Annotated in this window: 22 protein-coding genes; 12 read left to right on the forward strand and 10 right to left on the reverse strand. The window is 69.0% G+C overall.

All coding sequences use genetic code 11. The annotated features are described in order from the left end of the window. Positions 1 to 251 precede the first annotated feature (251 nt). Positions 252 to 881 carry an HAD family hydrolase gene (locus BN1959_RS13945; RefSeq protein ID WP_053949224.1) on the forward strand — a complete coding sequence of 210 codons (630 nt, stop codon included), beginning with the start codon at positions 252 to 254 and terminating at the stop codon, positions 879 to 881. Here the strand turns inward: BN1959_RS13945 and BN1959_RS13950 are convergent, their stop codons facing one another. From BN1959_RS13950 to BN1959_RS13960, 3 genes are all read right to left on the reverse strand, one after another. Next, on the reverse strand, positions 882 to 2591 hold the full coding sequence (locus tag BN1959_RS13950; protein ID WP_053949225.1) for a histidine kinase N-terminal 7TM domain-containing protein: 1710 nt from the start codon (positions 2589 to 2591) through the stop codon (positions 882 to 884). Positions 2592 to 2752: 161 nt separating this feature from the next. Continuing rightward, positions 2753 to 3340 carry a DUF7474 family protein gene (locus tag BN1959_RS13955; RefSeq protein WP_053949226.1) on the reverse strand — a complete coding sequence of 196 codons (588 nt, stop codon included), beginning with the start codon at positions 3338 to 3340 and terminating at the stop codon, positions 2753 to 2755. A gap of 45 nt (positions 3341 to 3385) precedes the next feature. Continuing rightward, on the reverse strand, positions 3386 to 4333 hold the full coding sequence (locus tag BN1959_RS13960) for a cation diffusion facilitator family transporter (protein ID WP_053949227.1): 948 nt from the start codon (positions 4331 to 4333) through the stop codon (positions 3386 to 3388). Between the two features lie 90 nt (positions 4334 to 4423). Between BN1959_RS13960 and BN1959_RS13965 the strand changes: the two genes are divergently transcribed. Then, entirely contained in the window at positions 4424 to 4981 is a 558-nt protein-coding gene (locus BN1959_RS13965) for a YfcE family phosphodiesterase (protein ID WP_053949228.1), read from the forward strand. A 111-nt stretch (positions 4982 to 5092) separates the two neighbouring features. On the opposite strand, the gene BN1959_RS13970 is transcribed toward BN1959_RS13965, so the two are convergent. Beyond that, entirely contained in the window at positions 5093 to 7063 is a 1971-nt protein-coding gene (locus BN1959_RS13970; RefSeq protein WP_053949229.1) for a MutS-related protein, read from the reverse strand. 100 nt (positions 7064 to 7163) lie between these two features. Here BN1959_RS13970 and BN1959_RS13975 point away from each other — a divergent pair, with 100 nt between their 5' ends. After that, positions 7164 to 7496, forward strand: a complete 333-nt coding sequence (locus tag BN1959_RS13975) for a hypothetical protein (protein ID WP_053949230.1) — start codon at positions 7164 to 7166, stop codon at positions 7494 to 7496. Between the two features lie 36 nt (positions 7497 to 7532). Here the strand turns inward: BN1959_RS13975 and BN1959_RS13980 are convergent, their stop codons facing one another. Next, positions 7533 to 7985, reverse strand: a complete 453-nt coding sequence (locus BN1959_RS13980; protein WP_053949231.1) for an MGMT family protein — start codon at positions 7983 to 7985, stop codon at positions 7533 to 7535. Positions 7986 to 8090: 105 nt separating this feature from the next. Between BN1959_RS13980 and trpC the strand changes: the two genes are divergently transcribed. From trpC to BN1959_RS14005, 5 genes are all read left to right on the forward strand, one after another. Continuing rightward, complete coding sequence (trpC, locus tag BN1959_RS13985; protein WP_053949232.1) at positions 8091 to 8846, forward strand: indole-3-glycerol phosphate synthase; 756 nt, start codon at positions 8091 to 8093, stop codon at positions 8844 to 8846. Further along, positions 8843 to 10126, forward strand: coding sequence for a tryptophan synthase subunit beta (trpB, locus tag BN1959_RS13990; protein WP_053949233.1), 1284 nt, complete (start codon positions 8843 to 8845; stop codon positions 10124 to 10126). Before trpC ends, trpB begins: the two co-directional genes overlap by 4 nt. After that, positions 10123 to 10995, forward strand: a complete 873-nt coding sequence (gene trpA / locus BN1959_RS13995; RefSeq protein WP_053949234.1) for a tryptophan synthase subunit alpha — start codon at positions 10123 to 10125, stop codon at positions 10993 to 10995. The genes trpB and trpA overlap by 4 nt, the downstream gene beginning before the upstream one ends. Before the next feature lie 70 nt (positions 10996 to 11065). Next, entirely contained in the window at positions 11066 to 11872 is an 807-nt protein-coding gene (locus tag BN1959_RS14000) for a 2-amino-3,7-dideoxy-D-threo-hept-6-ulosonate synthase (RefSeq protein WP_053949235.1), read from the forward strand. A gap of 87 nt (positions 11873 to 11959) precedes the next feature. Continuing rightward, positions 11960 to 12949: an ornithine cyclodeaminase family protein gene (locus BN1959_RS14005; protein WP_053949236.1), complete on the forward strand. Its 990-nt coding sequence runs from the start codon at positions 11960 to 11962 to the stop codon at positions 12947 to 12949. A gap of 93 nt (positions 12950 to 13042) precedes the next feature. Here BN1959_RS14005 and BN1959_RS14010 read toward each other — a convergent pair whose 3' ends face one another. The 3 genes from BN1959_RS14010 to leuS form a co-directional block, all read right to left on the reverse strand. Beyond that, a complete protein-coding gene (locus BN1959_RS14010; protein WP_053949237.1) occupies positions 13043 to 13333 on the reverse strand; it encodes a type II toxin-antitoxin system RelE family toxin in 291 nt (96 codons plus the stop codon). Further along, complete coding sequence (locus tag BN1959_RS14015) at positions 13323 to 13517, reverse strand: DUF7557 family protein (RefSeq protein WP_053949238.1); 195 nt, start codon at positions 13515 to 13517, stop codon at positions 13323 to 13325. The genes BN1959_RS14010 and BN1959_RS14015 overlap by 11 nt, the downstream gene beginning before the upstream one ends. Before the next feature lie 321 nt (positions 13518 to 13838). Then, the gene (gene leuS / locus BN1959_RS14020; protein WP_053949239.1) at positions 13839 to 16751 is read right to left on the reverse strand and encodes a leucine--tRNA ligase; all 2913 of its coding nucleotides are present in this window, start codon (positions 16749 to 16751) and stop codon (positions 13839 to 13841) included. Between the two features lie 167 nt (positions 16752 to 16918). On the opposite strand from leuS, the gene BN1959_RS14025 reads away from it, so the two are divergent. Then, positions 16919 to 17116, forward strand: coding sequence for a hypothetical protein (locus BN1959_RS14025; RefSeq protein ID WP_053949240.1), 198 nt, complete (start codon positions 16919 to 16921; stop codon positions 17114 to 17116). Here the strand turns inward: BN1959_RS14025 and BN1959_RS14030 are convergent. Continuing rightward, positions 17099 to 17506, reverse strand: a complete 408-nt coding sequence (locus BN1959_RS14030; protein ID WP_053949241.1) for a hypothetical protein — start codon at positions 17504 to 17506, stop codon at positions 17099 to 17101. The two genes, BN1959_RS14025 and BN1959_RS14030, sit on opposite strands and share 18 nt — an antisense overlap. A gap of 55 nt (positions 17507 to 17561) precedes the next feature. Next, entirely contained in the window at positions 17562 to 18326 is a 765-nt protein-coding gene (locus tag BN1959_RS14035; protein WP_053949242.1) for a TrmB family transcriptional regulator, read from the reverse strand. 192 nt (positions 18327 to 18518) lie between these two features. Here BN1959_RS14035 and BN1959_RS14040 point away from each other — a divergent pair, with 192 nt between their 5' ends. From BN1959_RS14040 to BN1959_RS14050, 3 genes are read left to right on the forward strand one after another with little or no spacing between them, the layout of a single operon-like run. Continuing rightward, a complete protein-coding gene (locus BN1959_RS14040) occupies positions 18519 to 19982 on the forward strand; it encodes a hypothetical protein (protein WP_053949243.1) in 1464 nt (487 codons plus the stop codon). Then, complete coding sequence (locus BN1959_RS14045) at positions 19982 to 20647, forward strand: ABC transporter ATP-binding protein (protein ID WP_053949244.1); 666 nt, start codon at positions 19982 to 19984, stop codon at positions 20645 to 20647. The genes BN1959_RS14040 and BN1959_RS14045 overlap by 1 nt, the downstream gene beginning before the upstream one ends. Further along, the gene (locus BN1959_RS14050) at positions 20644 to 21780 is read left to right on the forward strand and encodes an ABC transporter permease (RefSeq protein ID WP_202594696.1); all 1137 of its coding nucleotides are present in this window, start codon (positions 20644 to 20646) and stop codon (positions 21778 to 21780) included. Before BN1959_RS14045 ends, BN1959_RS14050 begins: the two co-directional genes overlap by 4 nt. Positions 21781 to 21818: the final 38 nt, after the last annotated feature.

A 21818-nucleotide genomic window follows, 5' to 3' on the forward strand; every position in this document is an offset into this window, starting at 1 on the left:
TCACGTCGCACGCCACCGCCGGCAGCGGTGGCGGTGGACGCCTCGCCGGCGCCACATTGGCGCCGGCGGGGGGAGGGGTGGGGATTCTGTGCTGTGCCGGGCCTCGTGTCCGGCACACTGCGGTCACAAGTGGTCTAGCACCGAGCTGCTGTTGCTGTCGCGGTCATCGACGGACTGTGAGAACGTCGTACCATCCACTGTCCAGAATCGCCCCCACCCGGATTTTTCACCCACCGACACCACCGAGAACCATGCGCGCCGTCTACTTCGACTGCGACGGGACCCTCCTCACGCTCGACTGCTCCTACGACGACCTGTTCGAGACGGCCTGCGACGCCGTGAACGTCGACGCCACCCCGGACCTCCAAGCGACCTACGCCGAGGCGTTCTTCGAGGCGTTCGAGTCGTTCCACCCCGATCCCTATCGCGCCGGGATGGCCGCCGCCGTCGAATCCAGCGATCTCGACGCCGACCCCGACGCACTCCGGGACGCCTACGTCGACGCCGAAGTCGCTGCCGCCACCCCCGCCGACGGAGCCCGCGACGCGATCGAGGCGTTCGACGGCGCCGACACCGCGCTGGGCCTGCTCACCAACGGCGTGACCGACGTCCAGCGCCGGAAACTGGCCTCTGTCGGGCTGTTCGACCGCTTCGACGTCTACCTGCCGAGCTACGAGATCGAGGCGCACAAGCCCGATCCCGCGATCTTCGAGGCGGCACGGGAACGACTGGACGCCGAGGAGTACGTCTACGTCGGCGACTCGCTGGAGCACGACGCGCTACCCGCGCGGGAGGCCGGGTTCCTCGCGGTACACGTCGACGCGGAGGCCGAGTCGGGGATCGTGCGCGTCGACGGGCTTGGGACGCTCGCGCGGCTCTGACTACGCCTCGTCCATCGGGAACTGCACCTCGACGCGCGTGCCGCCGTCGGCCGGCGTGTCGATGTCGACCGTCGCCCCCAGCAGCGTCACGCCCCAGTGGACCGACCAGAGACCGAGCCCGCTGCCGTGTTCGAGCGCCGTCTCCCCGCCCGAGCGCAGCACCGCCACCTCGTGTTCGGGGATCCCCGGGCCGGCGTCGGTCACGACGAGCCGGGCGACAGCGTCGCCGGCGGTCAGCGACACCGTCACCGGCTCGTCGCCGTGCTGGATCGCGTTCTCGACGAGGTTCTCGACGACCGCCGCGAAGGCGCGATCGACGCCGTGGAACGGCAGCGTGTCGGCGATGTCGGTCCGAACGGTCGCGTCGGGCGCCTCGCTGAAGACGTCCCTGAGCACCGAGCGGGTGAGATCGGCGGCGTCGAACGCGGTCTCCTCGGCGTCGAGAAACGCCTCCACCTGCCGTGCGTTCTCGCCGAGGTCGGACAGCTGTCGAGCGTTCTCCTCGATGTGCTGGACCATCTCGCGCTCCTCGCCATCGAGGCGGCCGGCGAGGGTCTCGGCGTAGCCGAGTACGACGGTGAGATCGTTCCGGAGGTTGTGTCTGAGCACGCGGTTCAGCACCTCGACGCGCTGGCGCTGACGCTCCCGGACGGTCACGTCCGAGAGCACGACCGTGTAGCCAACGCGGGTCCCGCTGGGGTCGGTCAGCGGCGACGTCGACACCGCGTACGTCCGGCGCCCCGTCCCGTCACTGGTGTCGATCTCGACCGTCTCACGGGCGGGGGCGTCCTCGCTCTCGCCGCCGTCGGCCGCCTCGTCGACGCCGACCGGAAGGTCGAGGAACGCGGCGAGCGGACGATCGCGCACGCTTTCGGCATCGACGCCCAGCACCCCCTCGGCCGCGGGGTTGAGCCGGACGACATACTGATCGAGCGAGAGCACGATGATCGGATCGGCGAGGTCGTCGATCGCGGTCCGCTCGGCGGCGCGGCTCGTCGTCGGGTTCCGCTCGAACATCTCGGCTCGGTCGAACGCGTAGGCGTCCAGCACGAGATGCGGGACGAACATCAGGGGCGCGAGCTGGAGCTGGGGCACGGCGCCGATCTCCAGCGTCCACGCGACGAGCGCGAACCCCGGCGGCAGCGAGCTCAGCGCGACGGCGGCGCTCTCCCGGCGGTAGAGCGGGCCGTAGCTGAGCAGGGTGTCCACGAGAAGGAAGACCGCGCTGGCGACCAGTACGGTCTCGACGGCGACGACGAGGTACGCCCACGGGCTGAACGCGTACGAGACCGTCGCGACGCCAAAGGCGGGATCGATCTCGAACCCGGTCCAGAACCACCCGAGGATTGGGTTAGTGACCACCAGCACGGTCGAGAAGATCCCGAAGCCGACGATCGCCCCGAACAGGCGGCTCCGGAGCACGTCGCTCCGGCCGGTGTACTCCAGCGCGAAGCCGAGGAAGGTGACCCCAGTCCAGACGATCCCGAGCCACATCGTCGCCTCCAGCGCGGCCCGGAGCGACGGATCCCGCACGAGCAAGCCGAACCCGTAGGAGAGACACCACGTCGCCTGCGCGGCGAACACGCCGAGGAACCAGCCGACACCGGGTCGCCCTCGGTGTTGCCGGATCCGCCACGCGAGCGCGAGTGCCCCCGCTCCGCCGGCGATCGAGCCGAGGACGGGCCACGGAGGGAAGAGATCGAACGCCATCTGTGGGCCACGACGGAGAGCGGTGGGGTAAAGCTGTCGTGGTGGGTGCTATGCTGCCGTTCACCCCGTCGAACACCCGAGAAAACGCCGTCACTGTGGATGAGAAGCAACGCATCGGTCGGAGGCGGCGGTATCGAGGGGGCGGCTCGATCCCCACTCGCTCAGGCGTGGCGCTCGATGACGTGTTTCGCCGCTTGGGCCTTCTCTTTCCAGCCGTAGCCTGCCTCGTACACGTGGCGCTTGCTGTCGACCAGCTCCGCCGGGCTGGACTCCTCGAACCCCCCACGGGCCCACGTGCCGGACTCCTCGAGCCACTCGAGCACCTTCTCGCGGGTCTCGGGCCACGTCAGCCCGACCATCTCGTACCACGCGATCATCGCGAAGATCGCGTTGTCGTGGCAGCCGGGGTAGGAGCCCCGGCGGTAGATGGTCCGCATCGGATCGGTAGTCGGCTCGGAGACCTGCTCGCGGTACGCCTCGGCGGTCAGGAGTTCGAGGCGACCGTTGGTGTCGGGCTGGACCCGGCCGCTGCGGCGGAGGTGTGAGAGCGCGGCCTGGTGGAGCGCGTCCCACTCCGGCGCCAGATCGCGGAGGTCGTCCTCCTCGCGGGCGCCGGCGGACAGGGGCGCGAGCACGTCGGCGTAGGCGCGCTCGACGGTCTGCCACTCCACGCCCTCGAAGCGACAGCCGGCGTCGTGGAGGCTGCTGGCGGCGTGGCAGTCGGGACAGGGGTAGTCGAACCGCGGCACAGGCCTCCGTACCGCATCGCCCGCCTTAGAGTCCCCGGTCGGCGCTCACTGTTTGGGCTCGATGTAGATGGTCGAGACGCGGCTGTCGACGGCCTCGAGGTCGGCCTCGATCTCGTGGATCGCGTCGTCGATCGCCTCGGCCGCGAGGTCCGGGTCGACGCTGACCTCGACGGCGACCATCGCGTTCTGGGGGCCGAAGAAGACGGTCCGGAACGAGTCGACGTGGACGACTGCCGGGTGGTCGGTGACGACGCTCTGGAGTTCGCGCTCGACGTCCGCCGGGAGGCTCTCACCCAGCAGCAGGCGCTTGTTCTCCCACGCCAGCGCGATAGCGAACCCCATCAGCAGGAGGCCGATGATCGCGGCGGAGATGGCGTCGTAGATGCCGTTGCCCGTGTACCGCGAGAGCACGACGCCGACCAGCGCGATCGCCGCCCCCGCCAGCGCGATCGTGTCCTCGGTGAACGCCGTCAGCGTGGTCACGTCGCTGGTCTTGTCGAACGCCTCGCGGATCGAACCCCACCCGAACTCGGTCATCTGCCGCTGGAGTTCGGCGTTTGCCTTCGCCAGTGCCCACGTCTCGAACACGATCGCCCCCGAGAGCACGACGACGTTGAGCCAGAACGTCTCGACCCGGGCGCCGACGACGGGGACGGTGAACTTCCCGGCCTCGACGTGGCCGGCGGTCTGGATCGCGTGGATCCCGTGGTTCAGGCTCTCCCAGCCCGCGATCCCGAACAGGAGCACGGAGACGAGGAAGGCGTAGAAGAACTGGGCCTTCCCGTAGCCAAAGGGGTGCTCGCGGCTGGAGTCCTTCTTCGAGTAGCGGATGCCGATGAGGAGGAACACCTGATTGCCGGTGTCAGAGATGGAGTGATACGTCTCGGAGAGCATCGACGGGCTCCCGGTCAGCAGGAAGCCGACGAACTTCATGATCGCGATGGCGCCGTTGGCGATCAACGCCGCCAGCACGACGCCAGTGCTGCTAGCCATGGTCGAGCCGTCACGAGACAGCGCCTTATCGGTGTCGCCGGCAGCTGCAAGCCCACACCGCTTTTCCCGGCCGGGCGCGGAGAACGGTCCATGCTCGTCGTGCTCTCCGACACCCACCGCACCGAAGGGACCGGGCTCGTCGGTGCTGCGGCCGACGCGGTCGACGACGCCGATCTGGTGCTCCACGCCGGCGACTTCACGACCGAGGCCGTCCTCGACGCGTTCCACGACGTCGCCGAGCGACGCTCGGCTGGCAGTCAGACGCAGTCTGACGACGCCGCGGCCGACCTGCGCGCGGTGTACGGCAACCGGGACAGTGACGCGGTGACCGACCGGCTGCCCGAGGCAACGACGCTCTCCTACGCGGGCGTCCGCATCGCCGCCACCCACCGCCAGCGCGGTGGGGCGACCGGGCTGGCCATGTTCGGGCGCGAACGCGGCGCCGACCTCGTCGTCTCGGGGCACACCCACCGCCCCCTCGTCGATCAGGCGGGGTCGGTGACGCTGCTCAACCCCGGGAGCCACGCCGACCCGCGGGGGGCGAGACAGTCGTTCGCCGTACTCGAACCGACGGAGGACGGACTGAACGGGCGACTCACGACGGTCGGCGGCGAGACGTTCGACCGCTTCACGGTCGAGAACGAGTAGCGCCCTGCGAGGCGTGTTGGAGGGCCGAAGCAGGGACACCCGACGCTTGGATCGGATACTTCAAAGTGGTTAGGTAAGCACAAAGAGCCGTTTTACCGATCCGTTCGCGGCTCAGAACTTCTCCAGCAGGTCCCGGTAGAACCCGTCATCGCTGTCGCCCGCGAGCTTCTCGACGATGAGTTCGGGGGTCGACCGCGCGAGGTGGTCTTTCTTCGGCGAGCGGTCGACGCGGAGCTCGCCGTCGACCAGCCCGACCGCTTCGATCCCGTCGACCGCCACCTCGAAGCTCGCCGCCTCCCGGATGCCGTCGGCGAGGTGGGAGACGAACACGGCGCTTGCCCCCTGGTCGTGGAGCTCTTCGAGGATGCCGGCGATGATCTTCGCGGAGGCGCCGGGCTCGGTGATCGACTCCAGCTCGTCGACGAGCACGAGCCGACCGTCCGCGCCCTCCACGAGGTCGCCGAACTCCCGGAGCGTGCTCTCGAACGCGCCGGCGTCGAGGGTGCCCTGTGACTTGGCGTAGTAGTGCAGCTCCGAGACCTGCCCGACGCGGGCGTCCTCGGCGGGCACGGGCAGCCCCATGTGCGCGAGCACGACGAGCAGCCCGACGAGATCGAGCGTGGAGGTCTTGCCGCCGGAGTTCACCCCGGAGAGCAGCGTCACCCCCTCGACGCCGTAGTCGACGGGGTCGACCTCGTCGAACGGCACGTCCAGTAACGGTGAGCGGCCGCCCTCGATCTCGAACCCCTCGCCGGCGATGGTGGGCATCGTGCAGTCGAAGTCGCGGGCGAACCGCGACACCGCCAGCTCCACGTCGAGCTCCAGCGCCGCGTCGACCATCGACGCCACGGGCTCGCGGAGCGCCCGAAGTTCGGCCGCCAGTTCGGTCTCGAGCTGGTTCGCCCGACGATCCCGGTCGGCGGTCAGCTCGGTCCGGAGCCGGGAGACCGCCTCCTCGTTGTGTTCCAGCGGGAACGAGGGCTCGCCGCCGAAGATCCGCTCGACGAACTCCGCCTCGCCCGAATCGAGGTCGAGGCTCTCGACGACGTGCTCGCGGGCGAGTTCGACCGCCCGGTCGTAGTCGTCGGCCAGTTCGCGGGAGAGCAGCGAGTCGACCCGGGCGCCCTGCTCGACCAGCGAGAGGAAGTCGGTCCCCTCGATGGTCACGTCGCGCTCGCCGATAGCGTCCCGCAGGTGGTCGTTGCCGACCGACTCCGCGGTGCTCACGGCGGCGTCGAGGTCGTCGACCGCCACCGAGAGGCGATCGAGCTCCTCGTCGCCGACGATGCCGCCGTCCTCGTCGACGCGTTCGAGCGCCGCGCGCAGCGAGTCGAGGTCGCAGTCCGGCTCCGTGCCCGCGATCTCGTGGACCGCAGCGGCGGCGAGCAGCCGCTCGCGGTTGTCGGCGAAGAACGTGAGCGTCCGTTCGGGGACGAACTCCTCGGGGCGCTCCAGCGCGTCCGGGACGACGCGCACGTCGCCCTCCACGTCGATGCCGGCGAACTCCGCGTCGAGCACGTACACCGTCGAGTACGAGCGGCCGAGCTCGCCGAGTTCGCGGCGGTCGTCGATCACCTCGACGGGCAGTTCGGGCAGCGCCTCCTTCGCTTCGGCGTAGCGCTCGGCATCGGCCGTCGCGACACAACGCTCCCGGACCCGGATCCCCTCGGCGGGTTCGAGCGGTTCGACGCCGGCGAGTGCGTCGAGCAGTTCGGGGTCGGGGTCGCGCTCCATCGCCCGCGTCGCGAACGTGCGGACCTCCTCGATTCGGGACCGTTCGGTGCTGGGGAAAAAGGTCGCCAGCCGCTTCTCGCCGTACGTGGTAACCGCCCGTTCCTGTAGCAGGCCGAGCGCGTCGTCGTAGATCTCCCGCGCCCGGTCGGTGGCGAGGAAACCGCCGTCGTCGCCGTGTTCCCGACGGATGGCGCCGCGGGCGATCGCCGCGGCGCGGCCCTCGGAGATGTCCGGCGAGCGGGCGATCGCGGCCACGTCGCCGCGCCGGAGCGCGCCCTCGGCGTCGTCGAGTTTGGCCAGCGAGGCGGCCGTCTTCTCCCCCACCCCCGGGATGGCCGTGAACTCCATTCGGCCCGGGGTTCCGCGCCATCGGGCAAAAGCGTGTGGTTCGGCGAGGGTCGCAAATCCCGGCGGTGTTAAGTGGTCTCCCGCCGTCCCTTCTGTCGATATGGGGGATCGACTCGTCCAGGCCGGAACCGTGTTCACCGGGTTCCTCGGCGTCGCGCTCGTCGTCTTCGGCGGCTACCGCGTCCGGTACGGGACCGGAACGGTGGAGGAGCTGCTGGCGCTGGCGTTCCTCGGCGTCGCGATCGTCGCGGGCTACCGGTCGCTGGCGATCCACTCCGGGCCGCGGATCAACGCCGTCAGCAACACCGCGCTGTTTCTCGGCGCCGCCGCGGCGTACGGCGGGGGTGTGAACCTCGGCGTCGACGCCGTCGCGACGGCGGGGCAGGCGCTGTTCGTGATCGCCGTCGCGTACTTCGTGGTCCGGCTGGACTGAGTCGGGACTGGTCTCGCTCTCCTGGGTAAACTCTCGCTACTCCTCGATCCGGCGGAGCGTCGCCGCCACGTCGTCCGGCGTCGCGCCCGGGGCGTCCTCGACGCGGTGGTCGGGGACGAAGATCGGCACGGGGTTCGCCCGGAGCGCGGTCCTGACCGTCTGGGCGTCGTCCTCGTCGTCCGGGTTGAGGTTCGCCATGTGGGCGACCTGTCGCGTGTTGCCGACCTCGCCGTAGGGGATCTGACAGACCGCATCGAGCACCGCGCGCTGGTCTGTCGGCACGGTGATCGCCGTCTCCACGTCCTCGAACGCGTCCTCGTCGCCGTCGAGGTAGTCGAACACGCGGTCCAGGATCGGGTGCTCTGGCTCGGCGTCGTCCGGGATGCGCTCCGGGAACGACGCGTCGATCACCTGACTGCTGGCCACCGCGATCTGGACCGGACGGCCGAGGACATCGGACTCCCGTGCGTAGATGCCGGCGTCTTCCATCGCTCGAACGGAGGGGGCTCGCGGCCTTGAACCCGGCGGCAGCGCCGGGGACGGGCGACCGGGGTCGCAAGCCTTTTGAACAGTTCCGTACATTAGTGTACAAGTATGAACAGCAACGAGGTGGCGCCCGCGGTGCGGTCGATCCTCGACGCCGCCCGCGAGCGCCCCGGCGGGGCCGAGCGCGTGGCCGTCGAGGACGCGCGGTCGCTCCCGGCGGCGTTCGCGGCCGTCGAGGCCGAGGGGCGGACCCCCGTCGTCGCCGAGGTGAAGCCGACCAGCCCGACGACCGAGGGCGAGAGCGACGCCGACCCCGTCGAACTGGCCGAGGCGATGGTCGCCGGCGGCGCCGCCGCACTCTCGGTGCTCACCGAGCCCGACCACTTCGGCGGCTCGGTCGAGCACTACGAGCGCGTCCGCGAGGCCGTCGACGTACCCGTGCTGCGCAAGGATTTCCTGCTGGAGGAGTCGCAGTTGGATGCGGTCCCAGCGGACGTGGTGTTGCTGATCGCGCGGTTCCTAGGCGACGACCTCGCGCCGATGATCGAGGCGGCACGCGAACGCGGGATGCAGGTGCTCGTTGAGGTCCACAGCGAGGCAGAGGTCGAGCGTGCGGTCGCGGCCGGCGCGGAGATCGTCGGCGTCAACAACCGCGATCTGGCGGCGTTGGAAGTCGATCTCCGAACGTTCGAGGAGGTCGCGCCCGCGGTGCCCGAGGACGCGACGCTGCTCGCGGAGTCGGGGATCTCGACGCCCGCCGAGGCGCGGCGGATGCGTGAGGCGGGCGCGGACGGCCTGCTGATCGGCACCGCTATCATGGACGGCGACCCACGAGAGAACACGAGCGAGTTCGTCAACGCATGAGTTCTGATTCATCTGCGGACGGGAAGTTCGGGGAGTACGGCGGCCAGTACGTGCCCGAGGCGCTGATGCCCGCGATCGAGGAGCTGCGGGAGGCCTACGAGCGCTACGTGCTGGAAAACGAGGACGGCTTCGTGGACGAGTTCCGAGAGCGCCTGCGCGACTTCGGTGGGCGGCCCACGCCGCTCCAGCACGCCGAGCACCTCTCGGCGCGCTACGGCCGGGATATCTACCTCAAGCGTGAGGACCTGCTCCACGGCGGCGCCCACAAGCTCAACAACGCCCTCGGGCAGGTGCTGCTCGCGAAGTACATGGGGAAAGAGCGGATCGTCGCCGAGACCGGCGCGGGCCAGCACGGCACCGCGACGGCGATGGCGGCGGCTCACCTCGACATGCCCTGCGAGATCTACATGGGCGAAACCGACATCGCCCGCCAGCGCCCCAACGTGTTCCGGATGCGTATCAACGGCGCCGAGCTCAACCCCGTCACCGCGGGCCGGGGGACGCTGAAGGAAGCCATCAGCGAGACGATGCGGGACTGGGCGACCAACGTCGGCGACACCCACTACGTCGTCGGCAGCGTGGTCGGGCCCGCGCCGTTCCCGGAGATCGTCCGGGATTTCCAGTCGGTGATCAGCGAGGAAGCGAGAAAGCAGTCGCGAGAGCAGTTCGGCGCGCTGCCGGACTCCGTCGTCGCCTGCGCCGGCGGCGGCTCGAACACGATGGGCGCGTTCGCCGAGTTCGTCGACGACGACGTCGATCTGCTCGCCGTCGAGGCGGGCGGTTCCTCGCTCGCGGTCGACGAGGAGGAGGGCGTCGCCCCGAACTCCGCCTCGCTCTCGACGGGCGGGCAGGGCGTGCTCCACGGCGCTCGCACGAAGGTGCTGCAGGACGAGTGGGGCCAGATCGTCGAGTCCCACTCCGTCTCCGCCGGCCTCGACTACGCGGGCGTCGGCCCGGAACTGGCCCACCTCGTCGATGAGGATCGCGTGACCGCGGTCAACGTCGACGACGACGCCGCGCTGGAGGCGTTCCACCGGCTCTCACAGGAGGAGGGGATCATCCCCGCGCTGGAGAGCTCTCACGCGCTGGCGTATCTGGAGGAACGCCTCGGTCCCGATACCGACTCGGAGGCCAGCGACGAGGCCGCCGGCCTCGGCGACCGGATCGTCGTGAACCTCTCCGGCCGCGGCGACAAGGACCTCGAAACCGTGATCGAGGAGACCGACAAGCGCGACATCCCGAACGCGCCGGACATGAGCGAGTTCGCGGGGGGACTATGAGCGGGCTCGCCGACGCGTTCAGCGACGACGACCCCGCCTTCATCCCCTACCTCGCGGTCGGCGACCCCGACATCGCGGCCTCGAAGCAGTACGTGGAGGCGCTCGTCGAAGGCGGCGCCGACTGTATCGAACTGGGCCTCCCGTTCTCGGAGCCGATCGCGGAGGGGCCGACGATCCAGCAGGCGGTCGTCCGGTCGCTCTCGGGCGGGATCACCCCCGAGGCGTACTTCGAGTTCGTCGAGGACCTCGACGTGGACGTGCCGCTGGTCTGTATGACCTACTACAACCTCCTGTTCCGCTACGGCGCCGACTCCGGTACCGCGGCCGGCGGGGGCGACCACACCGCCCCCGGCCCGCGCCCGTTCGTCGAACGCGCCGCGGAGGTCGGCATCGACGGGTTCGTCGTTCCGGACCTGCCCGCCGAGGAGGCCGACGAGCTCCGGGCGGCCTGTGACGAGTTCGGCCTCGACCTCGTCTTTATCGTCGCGCCGACGACCACCGACGAGCGCCTCGACACCATCCGCGAGCGCGTCTCGGGCTACGTCTACGTGCAGGCCCGGCTGGGCGTCACGGGCGCGCAGGCGGACGTCTCCGATCAGACCGCCGAGAGCCTCGCTCGAATTTCGGACTGGGAGGTGCCCAAGGCCGTCGGCTTCGGCATCTCTTCGGGCGACCACGCCGCCCGGGTCGTCTCGGCGGGCGCCGACGGGATCATCGTCGGCTCCGCGCTCGTCGACATCGTGGCGGACGGGGTGGAGAACGACCGCCCGACCGCCGACGTGGCCGCCGACCTGCGGGAGAAAGCACAGGAGCTCAAGCAGGGCGCGCTCCGGGGCGCCCGAGAATCGCCGGAAGCGGAAGGAAAATAGGGCGGCGAGGAGCGCAACCCTCAAGCCCCCGCTTGCCACAGAGTACCACACCAACCACGCGACTCTCAGCATGACACGACTCACACCCACCGACGCCGGCAGAGCAGCCCGACTCGACCGCCTCTCGACCGACGGCAACGTCCTGATGGTACCGATGGACCACGGGATCACGATGGGCGCCGTCCAGGGGCTGGCCGACATCGAATCCACGATCGACGCCGTCACCCGCGCCGGCGCCGACGCCGTGTTGACCCAGAAGGGGATCGCCCCGCGCGTCCACCCGAACAAGAACGACGCGGGCTACGTGATCCACCTCAACGCCTCGACCACTATCGGGCCCGACGAGGACGACAAGCGCGTCACCGGGACCGTCAAGGAGGCCGTACAGGCCGGTGCCGACGCCGTCTCGCTGCACCTCAACGTCGGGAGCCAGTACGAGCCCGGACAGATCGAACAGCTGGCGGACGTGACCAAACAGGCCCGCGAGTTCGGGATGCCCGTGCTCGCGATGACGTACGCCCGGGGCGAGGGCGTCGACAGCACCGACCCAGAGTCGCTGGGCCACGCGGTCCGGCTGGGCGAGGAACTCGGTGCGGACCTCGTGAAGACGGGCTACTCCGGCGACGCGGCGAGCTTCAAGCGCGTCGTCGAGTCGACTGAGTTGCCGGTGCTGATCGCCGGCGGGAGCAAGGGGACGAACCGACAGACCGTCGAGATGGTCCGCGGGGCGATGGACGCCGGCGCTTCGGGAGTATCGATGGGCCGGTCGATCTTCCAGCACGAGCAGCCCGAGAACATCGCCGCGGCGGTGGCGGCGGTGATCCACGACGACGCCGGCGTCGACGACGCGCTGGCGGCCGGCGGCTTCGAAGACTGACCTGCGGGGGCCGCCCGGGAGTCGGACACGACCGTGGCTGCGGGCGATTGTGACACAATTAAGGCCCTACCGTCGGTACTCCGGGCTATGGAGACGCTGCTTCTCAACAGTGAGGACGTCCACCAGAACACCTCGATGGCGGAGCTGATCCCCGCGATCGAGGAGGCCTTTGCGGCCTACGAGAACGGGAACGCGAAGATGCCCGCGAAGTCCTACATCGACCTGCCGCAGTACAACGGCGACTTCCGGTCGATGCCCGCCTACCTCGACACGGGCGAGTGGGACGCGGCGGGGATCAAGTGGGTCAACGTCCACACCGACAACGAGGAGCAGTTCGACCTCCCCACGGTGATGGGGACGATGATCTACTCCGAGCCCGAGAACGCGTTCCCGCTGTCGATCATGGACGGCACCGAGCTCACGATGCAGCGCACCGGCGCCGCCGCCGCGGTCGCGACCGACCACCTCGCCGTCGAGGACGCCAGCTCGATGGGGATCGTCGGCGCGGGCGTACAGGCGTACACGCAACTGGAGGCCATCGCGGAGATCCGGGACATCGAGGAGGTCGTCGTCTCCGACCTCGACGAGGCCCGCGTCGCGGAGTTCATCGACACGTTCGAGGACCGCTTCACGGTGCGCTCGGGCACGCCGAGCGACGCCGCCCACTGCGACGTGCTCTCGACGGTGACGCCCGTTCGGAACCCGATCATCGGCCCCGAGGACGTGGGCGAACACACCCACATCAACGCGATGGGCGCCGACGCCGAGGGAAAACACGAGATCGAGGACGACGTGCTGAAAGCGGCGAAGCTGGTGATCGACGACTACGCGCAGTGCACCCACTCCGGCGAGATCAACGTCCCCTGGAGCGAGGGCGTGCTGGACGACGAGGACCTCTACGGCGAGATCGGCCAGATCGTCGTCGGCGACAAGGCGGGTCGGACCGCCGAGGACGGCGTGACGGTGTTCGACTCGACGGGGCTGGCGATTCAGGACGTGGCCGCGGCGCACGTGGTGTACGAGCACGCGAACGAGCGCGACAACGGGACGAGCTTCGACCTGCTCGGGCTGGCCTGATTTTCGGTCGTCGGTTGTTTGCGGGGTTTCGTTTTTTCGAATGGGCGCAGAAACGTGAGGTCTGCACAGCGACGGCAACTGCGAACGCCCAAACTAGTAGCCGTAGCGCTTGTGAGCGTCGTCGATGTCGGTGATCTCCACGACTCGGACCTCCTGTGTGCCATCGTCGACAACGACGTAGAAGGCCGTATGGGTCCTGCCAATGTGGAGCCGGTACATCTCCTCACCGTCGACGGTGAGTTTCTCCTTATCACCTTTGCCGCCGCCCGGGTAGGGATCCTCGGCCAGTTTCCGCAGGTTGTCCTTGATGATCCGGGCGCTCTTGTCGTCGAGCGACTGGATGTAGTCGCGGGCGTCGTCCGAAAGAAGAACGTTATAGCTCATCGAGCGACGTCAACTCCTCCGAATCCTGTTCTCGGACCGTGCGGGCCCGTTCGGCGAGTTGATGCCGCTCGTGTTCCTGAATCAGTTCGTCCAACAGCTCGTCGTAGGTCTGACCGGGTTTCTTGAGTTGATGAAGTCGTTCCCACCGTTCTTCAGTTACCGGAATTCGTTTGTCTGCGCTCATTGTGTTCACTTGTTTGTATCAGAGTTCGAGGGGGTACCCAGGCCCTCTAGTTCGGCGTCCTCCGTGCACTTTTCCAAGAACGCAGCAACGCTGCGCAGCCTGTCATAGGATCGTCCCCCGTGACGGTTTCCGAGTCCTACTTCGGCCACCCTGTACTTCAGCACACGCCTCACAGTTACAGCGTTGTAAGTTCTTACAGAAATAGCTGACGGGAGTCAGTACCGATTCGACGAAGCGATCACCGCCGGTATTCGTCGTGGGGAATACCCTCACGTACCGAATACGTATTCAAACAGCCGAAAATGAGTACGAACCGGCCGACTACGCTAGGTGGATCGCGGGACGGAACGGGATCGCGCTGTCAGCTCGGTCCGCCGGGTCGACCACGTCCGCGTCGTCCTCGGCGTACACCTCGACCGCGGCGTCGAACTCGCGAGCGAGGAACGGCGCCGCGCCCTCGTAGGCGGCCTGCTCGTCCATCTCGAGCAGGTCAGCCAGTTCCTCCTCGTCGTAGTCGCGAGCGAACTCGACGGCGTCCTGTGCGATCTGGTTGACCTCGTTGCCCCGCTCGCGCAGGTCGGGGTCGCTCATGACCTCGCTCATCACCGCACCCACGTCAGCGCCGACCTCGCGGACGGCGTCGAACACCTGCCGCTTCCAGTCGGCCGCGACGTAGATTCGGATGGTTTCGGGGTCGGTATCGGTCACGTCGGCGACCTCGTTGATGTCGTCGACCAGCGCCTGCACGCGCGCCTCCTGCAGTTCGAGGTCCGGTGCGCGCAGGTCGTCGTCGACCTCGGGCCACGGCGCGTCCTCGGCGGCCGTGCCCGTCAGCTCCTCGTGGAGCTCGTTCGCGAGGAACGGCGTGAACGGCGCCAGCAGGCGCAGTCGCGTCTCGAGGGCGTGTCGCAGCGTCCAGCGCGCGCCCGGCCGGTCCAGATCGGCGCGGCGACGGTACCACTTCAGGTGCTCGTCGAAGCCGTAGAACGCCGCCTGCGTGGCGGTTCGGGTCTCCGAGCGCTCCATCGCGTCGGTCGCGGTCTCGATCGTGGTCTGGAGCTTCGACAGCAGCCAGCGATCCACGTCGGTGATCGCGTCGCGGTCGCCCTCGGGCCCCTCGATCAGCTCCTGCCCGCGGTTGTAGAACCGTCGCAGTTGGTTGTGCGTGCTCTCGACGGCGTCCTCGCGCCAGTCGTAGTCCTGCCACGGCTCGGAGGCGTTCAGCAGGAAGAACCGAACGGTGTCGGCGCCGTACTCCGAGATCGCCTCGCCCGGGAGGACGACGTGACCCTTCGAGGAGGACATCTTCTGGCCCTCCAGCAGGCCCATCCCCATCACGACGATCCCCTCGGGCCACTTCGGTTCGGGGAAGAACTCGGCGTGGTGGTAGAGGTAGAACGTCAGGTGGTTCGTGATCAGGTCGTTGCCCGAGAACCGGTAGTCGACGGGGTACCAGTAGTCCCACTCCTCGCCCAGCTCCAGCGCGCGCTCGTCGGCGTCGTCGACGGCGTCCTCGCCGTAGAACATCGCGTCGAAAAACGCGGGATCGAGCTCCTCGACGGGGACGTCCTGGATGTGCGGGGCGACCGTGTAGTAGGCCATGTACAGCGTCGAGTCCGACAGCGGCTCGATCACGAACTCGTCGTCCCACGGCAGCCGCGTGCCCAGCCCGTAGTTCCGGATGCAGGGCCACTCCTCCAGCCAGCCGACGGTGTGTTCGTACTCGCCGCGGGTATTCTCCGGGATCGCGTCGAGGTTCTGGATCGCCCGCCGGGTCTTCGCCATCCACTCCTCGTCGTTGTAGCGCAGGAACCACGTGTCCTGGTAGGCGACCTCCACGTCGCCGCCGCAGCGACAGACGACCTCCTCGCTGAACTCCTGCATCGTGTCGAACGCGTCGCCGGCGTGGTGCTCGCGGAAGCGGTCGCGGACGTCCTCGACGACTTCGCCCGCGAACTCGCCGTACTCGTCGTTCAGGACCCCGGAGTGGAACTCGGCGTTGTACAGGTCGTTCGTGGCCTCCTCCAGCGCGGGGTCGTCGCTGGACTCGATGCCGTGCTCCTCGACGGCCGAGGCCGCCGGGATCTCGCCGTACCCCTCGATCGTGAGGATCGGGATCGGCTCGATCTCGCGGACCGCTTCGGGGTCGATCCCGTACTCGGTCAGCTCGTCGGCGCGCTCCGTGAGCTCCTGCAGCGCGACGTAGTCGTCCGGCGAGTGGGCCGGCACCGACATCACGACGCCGGTCGCGTTGTCGGCGTCGACGAAGCCGGCGGGCAGGATCAGCACGTCGTCGCCCGTGACGGGGTTCTCGACGCTCGTCCCGACGATCTCGCGGCCGTCGAACTCGGCCTCGATCTCGACCTCGCGGTCCTGCAGGCGGAACTTCTCGGCGGCATCCTCGGAGATCACCCACGTCTCGCCGTCGACGGTCGCACGGACGTACGTCGCCTCGGGGTCGACGTAGGCGTTCGTGACGCCGCGGACGGTTTCGGGTCGGAGCGTCGCCATCGGGAAGACGGCGTCGCCGTTGTCCGGCGAGTCGCCGCGGAACCGGATCAGCGTGTACTCTTGGAACTCGGCCTCCTCGCCCTCCAGCAGGTCGTGGGTGGTGACTGGCTGTTCTTCCTCGGTGCAGTAGTTCACCGGGTGCAGGCCCTTCTCCACCAGCCCCTTCTCCTTCAGCGTCTGGTACTGCCACTCGATGAACTTCGAGTAGCGCTCGTCGTTGGTGGTGAACTCCCGGCGCCAGTCGACCGACAGGCCCAGGGACTTCATCCCCTTCTTGTAGTGCTCCTCGATGAAGTACTCCGCATAGCCCATCGGCGTCTCCAGGTCGCCCAGGTCCTCTTCGGGGACGTTGTACGTGTCCTGCAGCACCGAGAGCTGCTCCTCCTCGCCTTTCTTCAGGCGCTCGACGGCGCCGATGATCGGCGTCCCGGTGACGTGCCACGCCATCGGGAACAGCACGTTGTCGCCCTGCTGGCGCCGGTAGCGCGCGTAGGCGTCCGGCACCGTGTACGTGCGGGCGTGGCCGATGTGCATCCCGCCGCTGGGGTAGGGGTACGGAACCGTGACGAAGGTGGCGTCGCCGGACTGCGTCCGGCTGCCAGAGGGACCTTGTCCCTCCCTGTTCTCCCGCTCCTCCTCGGGGACGGGATCGGCCTCGTACCGACCGTTCTCCCGCCAGCGCTGCCGCCAGCGCTCCTCGATCGCCTGCGGGTCGTAGTCCATACACGTCACTCCCGTCCCCGCGTAAAAATACCCATCAGTTCTGACTGGCGCAGCCGGCAGCGAGCGGCCGCGCGCCGACACCCGCGTCGATCGGCGTGTCGACTTGTCACACGGGAGGTTCCCGACCGAAGCCCTTTTGCTCGGAACCGACCCCTTCACGGGCACGAATGGCCAACGCCGGCAGCACTCACTCGACGCTTCGTGACGGCGCTCCCCTGCTGGCGTTCGGGCTCGGTCTTCTCTGTCTGCTCGCGATGGTGCCCGTCACGCTGGGCGCGCTTGCGGGGTATCTCACGCTCGGTGCGGCGGTTCCCGTACTCGCGGTCGGCGCCGTCGTCGCCGTGCTCTCACTCGTGACGGCCTGAGCCGACGAGTCCCAGCACCACCGCCGTCGTCACCGACAGCGTCAAGCAGCCGTACAGCGGCAGCGACGGCGGGCCGTCTCCGAGGAGCCAGCCCGCCGCCGTCGTCACGAGAAACGGGAGTACGAGCAGCCCAGCGACCGCAGCGAGCCGGCGTCGGTGCGCGCGGCGATTCCGGGACCAGTAGCCGTGTCGGAGTGCGGCGTCGCCGGCGCCCCCGCCGACGATCGGGCCGATCACGACCGAGATCAGCAGCAGCGCCATCGAGCCGTTGCCGACCAGCTCGCCCAACCAGAGCCAGCGCACCAGCGCGGCGACGCCGGAGAGCGTCCGCCAGACGGCCGTCGCGCCCAGCAGGCCGGCGACGATTCGTTGTGTGGCTGGGACTGACACGCCCGCGGCTTGGGCGATCGCCCGCAAAACGGTATCGGTGAGGGCCCTCCGTCGCCTAGCTCTGCAGCGTCCGTTCCATCATCGCGACGAGCGTCGAGGCGAAGCCGGAGCCGGCGCTCCAGTACGCCGTCTCCCGGCTCGCCCCCGGAAGCTCCTCCTCGCCCAGTACGCTGTGGAGCACGGTGTCGTCGTCGACCAGCAGCATCCGGCCGGTGTGGTTGGACTCCTCGTCGTGGATCTCCGGGGCGAACACCGTCACGGCCGCGACGTCGGCGAACCGCTCGCGGACGGCCGCGTCGGTGCTGACGACCGTCACGTCGACGCCCCCCGCCGCGCGCTCCGCGAGCGCCTCGCGGACCCCCTCGGTCAGCAGGTCGGTCGATTTGGCGCCGAACACCACCCGCACCTCGGCGTCCCGAACCAGTTGGGTGATCCGCTCGGTGACGGCTTCCCGCCCCCGGACCGTCCAGATATCCTCGCGCTCCTCGCTCGGCCCCTCGCGCCGGCTAGCCGCCTCCCGGAGCCGGTCCGTGACCCGCTCGATGTCCCGCTCGAACCGCCGCGTGAACAGCGACTCCGTCTCGTCGACGGTCACGGGCTGGAACTCCCGGGGGTTGGCGTGCTGGACGTTCACTAGCCCGCGGTTCTCGAGCGACTCGACCGCGCTGTACACCTGCGGCCGCGACACGTCGGCGACCTGACTCACCTCGCGGGCGGTCGCGGTGCCGAGCTCGTGGAGCGCGACGAGCACCTCGGCCTCGTTGGTGCCGAACCCCAGCCGCCCCATCGCGTCGAACGCCTCGTCGTCGCCGCTACGCATCGGTGCCTCGCCGCGGCGATCCCGGTCGCCATCGCCGGGAGACTCCAACGTGGTTCATCTGTTCTGACGACGCTTACAGGCCTGTTGTAATATTCCTTCCGAAAGCTATAATGTCGTATCAGCGGGAGTAGTACGTATGTTCGTGACTCGAAACGGAGCGACGGTCGAGACGGCGACGGGACAGGGTTCGCTGTGAGCCGGCGATCGCTCGGCGTCGCGGCGATGGTCGTGCTCTCGGTCGTCGCCGGCGCCGCGATCCCCGCCGCGGCGGCGAACACCGACGTAGCCATCGAGTCGGTGGATCTCTCGGTCGATCAGCCCGCGCCCGGCGAGTCGTTCACGCTGTCGACGACGATCGCGAACCTCGAATCGAGTAGCGGCCCGGTCGAGGTGACCGACATCTACGTCCGCAAGGCCGGCAGCGCCAGCGATCTCGCCCGGATCGAGGACGTGGGGTCGATCGCCAGCGGCAGCACGCGGTCGATCCCGCTGACGGTGTCGATCGACGAGCCGGGCGAGAAACGGTTGGTCGTCAACGCGGTCGTGCGTGACGCCGACGGCGACTACCAGCGCGTGAGCTACCCGCTGTACGTCGACGTGCAGGAGCCCGACGAGGCCGCGATCTCCGTCGCGGGGCTGGACTCGGTCGCCGGCGAGGAGAGCCAGGTCGACGTGACCGTCTCCAACGGCGACGACGGCCCGCTCTCGAACGTCCGGCTGGAGCTGACCGGGGCGGCCGACGTGGAGAACCCCGAGCGCGTCTCGGCGTCGATCCAGCCCGGAACTCAGACGACCCACACGTTCGCCACGACGTTCCACGAGGCGGGCAGCCGGCCGCTGACGGCGACGCTGACGTACAAGACCGACGAGGGCGTCACGCGGACGGTGACGCGAAACGTCACCGCCGACGTGGAGCCCGCGAACCTCGATCCGGAGTTGACCGCGACGGCGACGACCGCGAACGGCTCGTCGGTCGTGCGGGCGACGCTGTCGGAGTTCGGGAACGTCGAGCTCCGTGACGTGCAGCTCCGGGCGGTGGTCGACGGCGAGACCGTCACCAGAACGCGGCTCGCGGACGTGCCCGCAGGGGAGAGCCGGATCGCCACGCTCGACGGGGACGCGATCCCGTCCGGCGAGGTGACGGTGGTCGCCGAGTACACCGCCGCCGGGGAGACGGCGACCAGCGAGACGACGCTGTCGTACGCCCCGGCGCCGACCACCGACATGACCGTCACGGGCGTCGACACGAGCCGGAGCGGCGGCGTCGTGACGATCAGCGGCGACGCGGCCAACGTCGGTAGCCTCGACGCGAGCTCGGTCGTGATGCGGATCGTCGCGAGCGAGGGCGTGACGCCGGTGAACCCCAACAAGGAGTACTTCGTCGGTCCGGTGGACTCCAGCGAGTTCGCGACGTTCCAGCTCACCGCCAACGTCTCGGCGTCGGTGACTGAGGTGCCGGTCCGGATCGAGTACACTGTCGACGGCGAACGGCTCTCGCGAGTGGTCGAACTGGACGTGAGCGACGCCGCGGCGCCAGCCGGCGGGCAGGGCGGCGCCGGGGGCGGGGCCTCGCTCCTGCTCGGCGCGCTGGTCGTGGTCCTCGCGGTCGCGCTCGGGGTCGCACTCACGATCGCCTACCGCCGATACAGAGGCTGATGCACGTCATCGAACTCGCCGACGTGGTGAAGCGCTACCGGAGCGGCGAGGAGACCATCGAGGCGCTGAAAGGCGTCGACTTCCACGCCGACCGCGGCGAGATGGTGACGATCATCGGCCCCTCGGGCTCGGGGAAGTCGACGATGCTCAACATGATCGGACTGCTCGACACGCCCACCGAGGGGACCGTGAAGCTGGAGGGGCAGGACGTGACGAACTTCACGGAGGATGAGCTCACCGAGGAGCGACGCAACGGGATCGGCTTCGTGTTTCAGGACTTCCACCTGCTGCCGATGCTGACCGCGGTCGAGAACGTCGAACTCCCGTCGATGTGGGACACCGGCGTCGACAGACACGATCGCGCGATCGACTTACTCGAACGCGTTGGGCTGGGCGATCGGCTGGACCACACCCCGCGACAGCTCTCGGGCGGGCAGCAACAGCGCGTCGCGATCGCGCGGGCGCTGGTGAACGAGCCCGACATCGTGCTGGCCGACGAGCCGACGGGGAACCTCGATCAGGACACCGGACGGACGATCCTCGACGAGCTGACCCGGCTGAAGAAGGCGGAGGACATCGCGATCGTCGCGGTCACCCACGACGACCAGCTTGTGGGGTACGCCGACCGCGTCGTGAACCTCGTCGACGGGGTGATCCAAGAGTGAGCGTCGAGGCGTGGCTCTGGCGGTTCCCCAGCGCGCTGATGGCGTGGCGCAACCTCGGCCGGAACCGCGCGCGGACGGCGCTTGCCGCGCTGGGGATCGTGATCGGCGTCGTCGCGATCGCGTCGCTGGGGATGGCCGGCGCCTCGATCCAGTACAGCACCAACCAAGAGCTGGGCGGGCTCGCGAACCAAGTCACGGTGACTGCGGGCGAGGACAACCCCGAACCAGCACTCACGGAGTCGCAGGTCCGGAACATCGAACGGCTGGTCGCCGACGCCGACGTGATCGGCCAGAAGACCGGGACGACGACGATCGACGCCGACGGCGAGCCCCAGCGCGTGAGCGTCACGGGGCTCACGCAGGCCAGCGCGCTGTACGACGCCCAAGAGGGAGAGGTGCCCGACCGTCTGCGCTCGGGCGCGCTGGTGAGCAGCAGCGTCGCAGACGAGTTCGGCCTCGAACTCGGCGACCCGGTCGAGTACGACGGCCAGCTCTACCGGATCCGCGGGATCCTCGAACCCCAGCAGGGGTTCGGTGGCGGGGCGTCGGTCGTGCTCCCCGTCTCGGCGCTGAGCGACCGGGAGTACTACTCGACGGTGACGATCGTCGCCGAGGACGGCGCGGCCGCGGAGGCGGTCGCCGATGAGGTGGAGCGCGGGATGAACGGCCGCGAGGAGATCGTGAGCGTCACGACGCTGGCGGCCGTCCAAGAGAGCATCAACTCCCTGACGAACACGCTCAACCTCGCGCTGATCGGGATCGGCTCGATCTCGCTGGTCGTCGCGGCCGTGAGCATCCTCAACGTGATGCTGATGAGCACGATCGAGCGCCGGGGCGAGATCGGCGTGCTCCGGGCGGTGGGGATCCGCCGCGGCGAGGTGCTGCGGATGATCCTGACCGAGGCGGGGCTGCTCGGCGTCATCGGCGGCGCAGTCGGCGCGGTCGTGGCGTTGGGGGTCGGGCTGCTGCTGAATCAGGTGCTGTTCGGCGATCCGACGCTCGTGTTCGAGTGGGCGAGCATGCAGTACCTCATCTTCGGCTTCGTGTTCGCGGTCGTCGCGAGTCTGCTCAGCGGGCTGTACCCGGCGTGGAAGGCGGCCAACGAGCGCCCCGTGGAGACGCTGCGGGGCTGAGACCGGGAGCTTCTTCGGGGCGAGCGACCCAGTTCGGG

Origin of the sequence: Halolamina sediminis, from assembly GCF_001282785.1 — an archaeon.
Classification (GTDB): Archaea; Halobacteriota; Halobacteria; order Halobacteriales; family Haloferacaceae; genus Halolamina; species Halolamina sediminis.